This window comes from Chamaesiphon sp. OTE_75_metabat_556 (genome assembly GCF_031378165.1).
GTDB lineage: Bacteria > Cyanobacteriota > Cyanobacteriia > Cyanobacteriales > Chamaesiphonaceae > Chamaesiphon.
In genome coordinates this window covers 1-10,157 of sequence record NZ_JANNDR010000131.1, presented here as the reverse complement: position 1 = coordinate 10,157, position 10,157 = coordinate 1, and the positions used below count along the sequence as shown (strand labels likewise).

The 10,157-nt window shown below is 49.6% G+C and carries 10 protein-coding genes; 8 read left to right on the top strand and 2 right to left on the bottom strand.

What is annotated here, in order from left to right:
- From RMO27_RS05650 to RMO27_RS05640, 3 genes are all read left to right on the top strand, one after another.
- Positions 1 to 2,698 (top strand): FAD-binding protein (locus tag RMO27_RS05650; RefSeq protein WP_309730291.1); only part of this gene is annotated, 2,698 nt, incomplete at its 5' end.
- A 329-nt stretch (positions 2,699 to 3,027) separates the two neighbouring features.
- A complete protein-coding gene (locus RMO27_RS05645) occupies positions 3,028 to 3,561 on the top strand; it encodes a Uma2 family endonuclease (RefSeq protein WP_309730288.1) in 534 nt (177 codons plus the stop codon).
- A 129-nt stretch (positions 3,562 to 3,690) separates the two neighbouring features.
- Positions 3,691 to 4,551: a ferritin-like domain-containing protein gene (locus RMO27_RS05640; RefSeq protein WP_309730284.1), complete on the top strand. Its 861-nt coding sequence runs from the start codon at positions 3,691 to 3,693 to the stop codon at positions 4,549 to 4,551.
- A gap of 179 nt (positions 4,552 to 4,730) precedes the next feature.
- On the opposite strand, the gene RMO27_RS05635 is transcribed toward RMO27_RS05640, so the two are convergent.
- The gene (locus RMO27_RS05635) at positions 4,731 to 5,555 is read right to left on the bottom strand and encodes a sulfurtransferase (protein WP_309730279.1); all 825 of its coding nucleotides are present in this window, start codon (positions 5,553 to 5,555) and stop codon (positions 4,731 to 4,733) included.
- 43 nt (positions 5,556 to 5,598) lie between these two features.
- Positions 5,599 to 6,285, bottom strand: a complete 687-nt coding sequence (gene rppA / locus RMO27_RS05630; RefSeq protein WP_309730275.1) for a two-component system response regulator RppA — start codon at positions 6,283 to 6,285, stop codon at positions 5,599 to 5,601.
- A gap of 396 nt (positions 6,286 to 6,681) precedes the next feature.
- Between rppA and RMO27_RS05625 the strand changes: the two genes are divergently transcribed.
- The 5 genes from RMO27_RS05625 to RMO27_RS05605 all read left to right on the top strand — a co-directional run.
- Positions 6,682 to 8,346: a serine/threonine-protein kinase gene (locus tag RMO27_RS05625; protein WP_309730272.1), complete on the top strand. Its 1,665-nt coding sequence runs from the start codon at positions 6,682 to 6,684 to the stop codon at positions 8,344 to 8,346.
- 113 nt (positions 8,347 to 8,459) lie between these two features.
- Complete coding sequence (locus RMO27_RS05620; RefSeq protein WP_309730267.1) at positions 8,460 to 8,927, top strand: ferredoxin; 468 nt, start codon at positions 8,460 to 8,462, stop codon at positions 8,925 to 8,927.
- 111 nt (positions 8,928 to 9,038) lie between these two features.
- Positions 9,039 to 9,404 carry a hypothetical protein gene (locus RMO27_RS05615; protein WP_309730264.1) on the top strand — a complete coding sequence of 122 codons (366 nt, stop codon included), beginning with the start codon at positions 9,039 to 9,041 and terminating at the stop codon, positions 9,402 to 9,404.
- A 130-nt stretch (positions 9,405 to 9,534) separates the two neighbouring features.
- Complete coding sequence (locus RMO27_RS05610; RefSeq protein WP_309730261.1) at positions 9,535 to 9,822, top strand: YggT family protein; 288 nt, start codon at positions 9,535 to 9,537, stop codon at positions 9,820 to 9,822.
- A gap of 95 nt (positions 9,823 to 9,917) precedes the next feature.
- Positions 9,918 to 10,157: DUF456 family protein (locus RMO27_RS05605; RefSeq protein WP_309730258.1), on the top strand; the 240-nt coding region annotated here is incomplete at its 3' end.

Here is a 10,157-nt window from a genome sequence, read left to right as displayed (position 1 = left end):
ATCCAACTGGGATTTCCAAAACACCATCACCGACATATCCGGTGCCCATCATGTCTGGTATCCAGCGTCCCAAGCTGATGTTGCCACTGCAATTAAGCTTTCTCAGCACCAAAAAACATTTGTTCGCAGTGGCAAACAGGTGGCAAGACAAGATCGAGTAGATGGGTCAAACGGAGTGACGATCGATCTCAGCGAATTAGCGAACATCACCATCAAGCAACACAAGGTGGTAGTAGAGGCCGCCGCGACCTCCAAAGATATCGTGGAGCACCTCACCAAAGGCAAATTAGCACTCCCACTTTCTGACGATCCGCTCAAGAGCATTGCCTCAAATGTACTCAATGAGAGCGTCTCATCCCTAACACGTAGCCTAGGGCCACTGCCCAGCTATATTTCGGAAATCAAGGCAGTGCAGCCAGATGGAACACCGATCGCGTTTCAAGCCAGCACAGCAGGATCGTGCTTGGCTCAGTACCAAGCATCCAAAGGTGTCATTACTCAAGTCACATTTGAGGCAGTGCCAGCTCGGAGCCTGTGGATGCAGCGATACTCCTTCCCTTATCCTGGTCGTGACGAGTTTCTTCGCCTCGCCCAAGGCTTATTTCTAGAGTCAGATGTCCCAGCCAATTGCGACCTTGTATTGGATTGCTATGGCGGCTCACACCTCATGCCGATCGTGCAGATCGCTGCGCTCGGAGTTGCAGCAGAGGGAGAATTAGAGCTAACAGAACTTGTCGCCGCAGTTGTCGCCGACCTTCCTGTTGATGCCGTATTTGAAATATTGGCTGGATCCGACGTCCTCAAAGCTATTGCCGACAAGGGTCAAGGCACAGGTCTAGATCCGACCATCGATTCTGAGCGGCTCCACAGCATCGCAGCAGACAATCAGCATCGGGCGGCCTTGATTGTCGAGTATGTTGACTATGTCCATAGCGGAGTAGCCTATCGTGAGAACGGAGCGGGCAAGCTTCACCGAGACCTCCAGATCTTCGCTCGTCTGCAAATCAACCGAGACAATGCTCTTGAACTCTCTGGTTATGCCTACACTCCAAGCCGGATCGAATCCACAACACCGACGATCTTCGCAGCAGCTCCCGCAGCTCGGATCGACACAAGACTCCCCGCCGGTGTTCCGCTCACTCCACCCCTGACGGCACTTGCACCTTCAGGACCCATACCCAATTTTAAAGGTGATGTCTTTGAACCCAAAGATTTGGGCTACCTCAGTCGGGCCAACGTCTACGCAACTACATCATACCCAAAGAAAGATTTGACTCCCTTAATGGTGGCTTACCCACGGGACGTCGAGGACATTATGGCCGCCATCGCGTATGCCCGATCGAAAAACTTGCATATTGTGGCTAGAAGCGGCGGACATCAATACTCCGGTAAGTCTTCGGGAGGCAGCAAAACGATTGTGCTGAGTATGGATGCATTTGGCGACCTCACAGTCTCTGGGAATATCGCCGAGGTCGGCCCAGCGGTGCCACTGACGACGCTCGCGGCTCGATTCAAGGACGAAAAGATCACCATCCCCCACGGTGAGTGCCCGAAGGTGGCCATCGGCGGCCATGCCCAAACTGGAGGCTATGGGCATCTCGTCCGTAACTTTGGCTTAGCCCTTGACTATGTTGAGGCATTCGACATCGTCTTGGCAGATGGCAGTCTTCGGACACTCACTCGTCCAGTACCTGGTTCTGTACCCTCTTCCGATCAAGAAAAGTTCGATCGAGAGATCTTCTGGGGCGTGCTAGGTGGAAACGCTGGTTCGTTTGGCATCGTGACCAACTACACATTCAAATGTATTGAGGATACCGATCGTCCAAATTCCTACGGATATGCTGCAACTAGACAGTATCAAAAGATCCGCTTTAAGAAACTGATGAAGCTGGTTCAGGCAATGTCGCAAGGCGTCGTAGCCGGGACACTACCAGCAGATATTGATTTTATGATGACCGTAGAATCAACAGGCAGAATGCCATTCTTCCCAATATTGTTGGTTGAAGCAGTACACGGAAATCTACCTGTCGTAACCGCAGGTGTGATTGAAAATGAGCTGTTGAAATCAATCGATGAAGCGGCTTCGTTTGAACAAAGTAACTGGGAGGATTTCTTACCCCGCGAATACGGTAATCGATCGCTGTCGGATTTGTCAGATTCGTTCGTGCGTCGCTGGCCAGCTACAACCCTTGATGGACGGGAATTCCCATATCCATACAAAAAGCGGATCGACTGCACCACCAACGCGTTGACCGACAATTTTATTCAGCAGTTTGTAGATATGGTCGATGAGGTGCTGATGCAAACCGAAGGCGTAAAGCTCGTCTTTCAAATGTTGATGGGCGGTGGTGCTTACAAACATACGGAGCGGAGGCAGGCAACCTCAATCTCTCATCGAGACTATGTTTTTTGCTTTGTATTCGATCTCTTCTATCGGCAGGGCTTTGAGCAAGCGGCCATAGACTTACAGAACAGGATGCAGATCATGATTGAAAAACACTTCAGCGGGGATCGGGAACAACGGGTTTTCTGGGGATCTTTTGGGGATACAGATATTAGCAAGACTGCTGTCAGACGGATGTACTACGACAGTGAAGAGCAATACGCACGATTGCAACAACTCAAACAAAAAGTAGATCCCAACGACATTTTTCATACCACGTTGACTGTCCAACTGCCAGGGCAACCGCAGACTTAATCTTGTCTTCAAAAAGTCAGCAATCACTTATTTTGAGAGAGGCTTAGTTGGCATATTTGATTGATGAAAGTTTTTTCAAAAAACCGATGGCATGTCATCAATTAAAGCTCAAAATTTTGTTGCAAAGTTTTGAGGAAAAGTGCAAGCGCGATCGCCTCCATTGGGTCTAATTAATTATCGATCGAAATCGAACTTTATTAGACAGCCACTATCCTGGATCGACGGGAACGTTCGACAACACCAAGACTCCAACTCTGCACTGACCTAGCCCGAACTCACGTTAAAATAGTCACCTCACATCTGTTGCCACCATCATCCATTTAGATGCCATGCGATCGACCATCGCTAGACAACTCGCTGAATTTCTTGCCCAGCCAAACATAGAGGCTTCTCCGGCATGGGAATTCATCAATGGCACTGCCCGCCAGAAAATCATGCCCACCCTCTACCATTCCCGTCTTCAGCGAAACTTAGTTAACTGGATTAACCAAAATACCGATCGCTACGAGGCAATCCAGGAGCTGCGCTGCATCATTTCCCCGATTTCGCCAGTTCCTGACATTGCGGTAATTGAGATCGATCGACTGCCTCAAGCCGATGGTCCATTTGAAGGTGCTCCTGATTGGGTAATTGAAATAAGATCGCCCGACCAAAGTATCCTCGATCTGCAAAATAAAATTCTCCACTGTCTCACCAATGGTAGTCAACTGGCGTGGCTCATCGATATTCAGCGAGAGCAAATTTGGGTGTGGCAAGCCGACGAATTGCCGATTGTCTACGCTGGTAACGACATTTTGCCAGGATTAACTGGACTTCCCAATATTAATGTTGTCGCAGTTATTGCCATGACTCAGCAACGATAGAATTAAGCTCTCCAGATCGGCTAACAGTCGTCGATCGCGGCAATATCATTCATACGTCTACCCTTTACTTAAGATTGCGTTACAATTCTTATTGAATCGATAGCCATCTGACTAACCTCACCAAACATCATGACAGTTGCCTACCCTCGCAAATTCAACAACAGTCTTAGTGCCCGAGATATCTTAAAACGCGTTGTCAGCGATCGCGAAATTCACCTCGTCACTCTCAATCGCTACCGTTACAACGAACAACGCAGTTGCAAGGATCTCACCGACCTGATCGAACAACTCAATGGCCATCCACCCGAATTGATTCGGGATCTATCGCATCATATCAATGATGAATCCCGTCATGCCATGTGGTTGACCGACCTCCTCATCGATATTGGCGGCCCATTAGATACCCCTCCAGGCGTATCTTACATTGATGAATTCGAGCGGTTGATCGATCGGGAAACATACGGCACACCCGAAGATGCGGTGATTGCTGCTCTAGCAGCGATTAATGTCACCGAAAAACGCGGTTGTGAATTCTTTTCCGCTCACATTCACGCCCTCAAAGCAGCACCGCAGACGGAAGAAAATATCAAAATCCGCGCCACGATCGAGAAAATCTTTCCCGAAGAAACCGGACACGTCCGCTGGGGTAACAAGCAACTCGCGAAAATTGCGGCGAAAAGTCCCGCCCACCGTCAAAAGGTGGAAACAGTTAAGCTCAAGTTTATCGCGATCGAGCAAGCGGCTTACGAATCTGGCATGGATATCATGTTCGGTGCCGAATTCCGCCGCGTCAACAACTTGATGGATGTCGTCAACACGCTGCCACTCTGGGATCGTCCCCAATATCTGATGGCGCGTCTCCCCGAAACCATCCTCGATCCCGAACTCCAAAAAGTCCGCATCACCGCCGCCCAAAAAGCCTGGAGCCGAGATCCACAAGCTTTTGTGACGCAGTTTATTCCGATGTTTTTGGGGAATTCGATTAAGTAAGAACTGGTGAATAGTGGATAGTGGATAGTGGATAGTAAGGTTGTAGATCGGATAAACGGGGTGTTAGGTTCGCGAACATTACATAGACCCTGTCCTCCATCCCAACAATCCAGCACCTATTCACTATTCACTATTCACTATCCACTATTCACTATCCACTATCCACTATCCACTATCCACTAATAAGAAATCCAATCACTCCAACTCCCTGGATACAACTTCGCGCCCCTGATACCCGCTAGCTCTAGCGATAGTAGATTGACACAAGCCGTCACGCCCGAACCGCAATAGACGATTGGTTCGACATCTGGTGAAATTGCCGCCCAGCGTTGTTGTTGTGACTCGATCGACAAAGCCAAGCCTGCGGGTGTAGACACGTCTTGCCAGGGATAATTGACGGCACCAGGGATATGTCCGGCGATGGGATCGATCGGTTCGCTGTTGCCGAGATAACGATCGACTTCACGGGAATCGATGAGGAGATGAGCGGGTGAATTGTGGATCGCTCTGACCTTATCTACATCTACGATCCAATCTGTTTGAAGCTGTGGCTGAAAGTCACCCGGTGTTGCTACTTCCGGGAGCTTGTTTGTGACTGGATAACCAGCCTCGATCCAACTACTATATCCGCCATCTAATACAGTGACGAGATCGTGTCCGTAATAGCGCAACAACCACCATAATCTGGCCGCGAATCCAAAGCGCGAATCGTCATAAGCAACCACTAGAGTTTCGGAATTAATTCCGATGGCTGCTAATTTTGTACCTAATACGCGATCGTCGGGTAGTGGATGTCTGCCGCCGTGAATGCCAACTGGACTGGATAAATCGCGATTTAGATCCAAATGGTTAGCAGTAGGAATGTGCGTCTCTTCATACTGTTTACGTCCCAAATCGGGGTCGCTGAGGGCAAACCGACAATCGACGATCTGGAGATCGAAATCCGGTTTTGTGGCTAAATGTTGATGCAGCCAATCGACGGTGACTAGGGGCGAAGTAAGCATGTTCGACAATGCATAGAGATGAAGTTTATTATCGTCGATCGACTCAATTCCGATTGCCGATCCGATAACCTTTGCCATACACCGTCTGAATCAACTCTGGAGAGCCTGGGACTTCCAGCTTGCGGCGCAGCAGTCGCACTAGTGCGGCCAGGACATTGCTGCTCGGTGCGGCGTGCTCGCCCCAGAGATAGGCTTGCAGGCGATCGTGCGTGAGGACTTGTCCGGCATGTTGCATCAGGTATCCGAGTAGTTGTGTTTCTTTCTCCGACAACTCGACCCGGTTGCCCCGCACATAGGCGATTTGATTGTCTACATCTAGCTCCACATCGTCCACCTGCAGCAGGGATGGTGTTGGTTGGGGGTCGGCGAGCTGGGCGCGGCGCAGCAGTGCGCGTACTCTGGCGAGTAATTCTCGCAACTCAAACGGTTTGACTAGATAGTCATCCGCACCTGCATCCAAGCCAATTACCCGATCGTCGAGAGTATCTTTGGCAGTCAGAAATAATACGGGAGTAACATCACCGCGATCGCGTAATTGTTGACAAATTTGCAATCCAGTTAGCTGCGGTAACATCCAATCTAAAATCAGCAAATCGTAATTACCCCCACTCGCCAGATCGCTCCCAACTCGACCATCAGTCGCAATATCGACGGTATATCCTTCCCTAGTCAAGAGCCGACTCAATGGCTCACTCAGAGCGCGCTCGTCATCAACGAGCAAAATTTTCATGGGAAGTTTATCAAGCACAGATGAACGATCCTGTCAGATGCAAGGGTATGATAAGAGCGGCAAGCAGTTTAAATTATTGGCGATGCTCCTAATGGAGAGGCTCCGCCAACAAATCTACTCGATATCTATCTAATATATAACCCGCTCGCAATCGATTCATCGATCTAGCTAAATTCATCGAAATTTAAATTAATCGATCTTTTGACTAAAATATTATGGAACTATAATTGTAAAGTCAGGTTGAATTTAATTCGATCGGAGATTTAGTAGTTGACGAGTGGGTGATTCGTCACCGAAACTGGATCGATAACTTCGCGGCTAGCGCATTGTCAGCCGATCGCCAATTTCGGTCGATTTTTTCTATATTCTCCTTAGTTCAAGGCGTAAGTTTGGGTTATGCAACCACCAATTCCATCGGGAACATTGCTTCAACAGCGTTACCGCGTGACCAAAGTATTAGGTCAGGGTGGCTTTGGTCGTACTTACTTAGCTCAAGACACTGGCTGTTTTGATGAGATGTGTGTCCTCAAAGAGTTTAGCCCCAACGATCGCGGTCGCGACGCACTCAAGAAGTCTAAGGAGCTATTTCAGAGGGAAGCTCAAGTCTTATATCAGATCGATCATCCCCAAATCCCCAAATTTCGAGCGAACTTTGAAGAACAAAGACGACTGTTTTTGGTGCAGGAGTATGCCGAAGGCAAAACAGTTGCTAAAACGCTCAGCGATCGGCTCAAAAATAGTACCACTTTTACCGAAGCTGAGGCAGTAGATTTCCTGCAAAATATGTTGCCAGTGCTCACCCATATTCACGGCATGGGGATCATTCATCGCGATATTTCTCCCGATAATATTATCTTTCGAGATCGCGATCGGTTGCCAGTTTTAATTGATTTTGGCGTCGTTAAAGCTGGCGTTACTCAACTCGAAGTATCGACCCAAATTCATCAAGGTACCACTGTTGGCAAAGCTGGCTACGCTCCAGGCGAACAACTCCAAACTGGAGAAGCCTATGCGAACAGCGATCTATATGCCTTGGCTGTCACTGTGGTGGTGATGATGACCGGACGCAAGCCCGAAAGTCTGATCGACAAAAGTACCATGACTTGGAAATGGCACCAGTGGGTACCGACACTCACCCCGTGGTTTGCCAAAATTCTCAACAGAATGCTGAGTCGGGCACCCAATAGTCGCTATCAGTCAGCCATCGAAGTCGCCCAAGCCTTGAGATCGGTTTCGGATTTCGTCGGTATGGGCACGACCAGTTCGCCTGGTGGCACTTATGTCCCATCCACTAGTGTCAAATCGTCAACAACTCCCAGTCAGCCATTTGTGACTATCGCTCGCGACTCCGTACCACTGTCGCGAGCCAAGCGACCAGCTAGTAAAGCTGGCTCCTATCCAGCTAGAAATCAACCGCCGCAGCAAAATCCGCTGCGGGGGATCTTAACTTCACCCTGGGGGCTAGCTTTGGGTTCGGCAGCAGCCACATTAGTATTCATCGTCATCCCGATCTTTTTGATTGGTCGATCGATGACGACAACCAATAACGGCACTAAAACCCCACCACCAGCCGCAACTAATCTCACAGACCCCGTTACCCCAACTGCCCAATCGCCAGCACCGATAGCTAGCAATGCGCCCACACCAACTACAGCTACAACTGCCACCTCCGCAGTCGCCATCTCCGAAGCCCTAACTGTAGAAGTTGGTAAACCGATCGTCAAAGAAGGGCTGCTCAGTTCGGCACAACCGACAGTGTTTAGCCTGAATCTACCTGTCGGCCAAAAACTTCGCGCGACTTTGGCCAGCACTCCCGCTGGGGCAACTATGAATATCCTGGCTCCCAATCAAGCAAATGTCGATGTCTACGCCAAAAATACCCTCAACTGGGAGGGCAATCTCCCCCTGGCTGGTGAGTATCGGATCGAGATCGTCCCCCTCGCCGGTGCTGCTAGCAGCAATTACAAGCTAGAAGTTGCAGTCTCGGCTTCAGCCACCGCACCAGCCCCAACCAACCAGACTGCACCCATCCCAGTCGTACCCGCACCAGCAAATAGGTAAACAAGAGATCGGCGGGTATTGTCCCGCTGAGGTATGAAGATTAGCTTTCATATTATCTCCCCGTTCCCCGCGCCCTGCTCCCCACTCCCCGCTCGAAATTTCAGCAAGACAATATGGACAATGAATCGATCGACGAACAGATGTTTGCCAAATCGATCGATAGTCTCGGACTCGATCGGATCGCCCGTCACCTGTTCATTTGTGCAGATCAAACTAAACCATTGTGTTGCTCGCAAGCCGAAAGCCTAGTGTCGTGGGATTATCTCAAAACTCGACTCAAAGCCTTAGGAATCGACCAATCCGATGCGCCAAATGGTTGTGTGTTTCGGACTAAGGCAAATTGTTTGCGCGTCTGCCACCACGGACCGATCGTGGTTGTTTATCCCGACGGTGTTTGGTATCATTCGGCCACACCAGCCGTGATCGAGCGGATCATTCAAGAACATTTATTAGGCGATCGGATCGTGACCGAATATGCTTTTTTGGTCAATCCGATGACGCCATCATCCGCAGTCACGGGTGATGATACCGACACCACCACCTTGCCAACAGTCATGATACCTACAACTGACAACAGTTGAGATTTGGCGATCTGGAGCGCAACGCCGCCCTACCTACATTTGCGCCCAAAAGCGATCGGGTGGTGGATAATTAATTAAAATAGTAACTTTAAAGAGGGAGTGGTAAGTCGGATGAGTAATCGGGATGGATTTAGTGGTGGCTTTTGGTTGGGAACCTTAGTTGGCGGTATCGTCGGCGGCATCGTCGGCGCAGCGATCGTCGATCGCCGCACCAATCGCATCGCTGCGGAAACTGAAAATGGCAGCATATTAGGCGCAAATGGTGAAAGAAGACCATTTAAATCCAGCCGCAGTCGGACGCTCGATCGGATGGAAGTAGCCCGCCAAAGTTTAGATCGGAAAATTAACGACTTAAATAATGCGATCGATTCGGTCAGATCGTCGATCGGCAATGTCACGGAAGAGGCGGTCGATGAATCTGGCGAGCGGCTGGATGCCGAAATAAAAGATCGACATGCCCCCGATGCCCAAAGCTAATTCATCTCCACCCAGCGATCTGAACTGGTAGTGTGGCTGAGTCGGTTAGTACGGTATGCCCGACAATCCATAAGTACCAGTCGATCGGTTAAAATAGGGTCAGCAGGTTTTTGCACATCCAATAATTTTTATGAACAACGCCGCGATCGCCCCCCTATTAATTGTCAGTATCTCAAACTTTCTCAATATCTACTTAGTAATCATTTTTGTGCGGTTACTGCTCACCTGGTTTCCCAACATTGATTGGATGCAGCAAGTTGTCGGTTTCTTGAGTCCCGTCACCGATCCCTATCTCAATCTGTTCCGCTTCGTACCACCGCTTGGCTCGATCGATCTGTCCCCGATTATCGCGATCTTTGCCCTCCAATTTGCGATGCAAGCTTTGGCAACACTCGCCCCCGCATTGTCAGGATTTTAGATTAAATCGGGGGTTTAGAGCCTTCTAAACCCCTCGGTCGATCGAGTGCAATTAGCCATCAACTACACACTAATAGATACCAATACCCCGCCAACGTGACAACTACAACACTAATTTATGTTGCGCTCTTGCTGACAACCTTAGTCGGCGTTGTTGGGGCTGTAGTCCCAGTCCTGCCAGGGCCGATTTTGATTCTGGGTGCGTCGATCGGTGCGGGACTTTTGTATGGTTGGGATCAGGCTACCGCTACCATTATTGTTTCGAGCGTTGTCTTGGCGATGTGCTTTGCGATCGAGCAGTTATCTGCCATTGTCGGCGCGCAAAAGGCTGGAGCC

Coding starts and splice junctions, on each gene's coding strand:
- RMO27_RS05645 (WP_309730288.1), top strand. CDS start 3,028: ATGCGATCGACCATCGCTAGACAACTCGCTGAATTTCTTGCCCAGCCA.
- RMO27_RS05640 (WP_309730284.1), top strand. CDS start 3,691: ATGACAGTTGCCTACCCTCGCAAATTCAACAACAGTCTTAGTGCCCGA.
- RMO27_RS05635 (WP_309730279.1), bottom strand. CDS start 5,555: ATGCTTACTTCGCCCCTAGTCACCGTCGATTGGCTGCATCAACATTTA.
- rppA (WP_309730275.1), bottom strand. CDS start 6,285: ATGAAAATTTTGCTCGTTGATGACGAGCGCGCTCTGAGTGAGCCATTG.
- RMO27_RS05625 (WP_309730272.1), top strand. CDS start 6,682: ATGCAACCACCAATTCCATCGGGAACATTGCTTCAACAGCGTTACCGC.
- RMO27_RS05620 (WP_309730267.1), top strand. CDS start 8,460: ATGGACAATGAATCGATCGACGAACAGATGTTTGCCAAATCGATCGAT.
- RMO27_RS05615 (WP_309730264.1), top strand. CDS start 9,039: ATGAGTAATCGGGATGGATTTAGTGGTGGCTTTTGGTTGGGAACCTTA.
- RMO27_RS05610 (WP_309730261.1), top strand. CDS start 9,535: ATGAACAACGCCGCGATCGCCCCCCTATTAATTGTCAGTATCTCAAAC.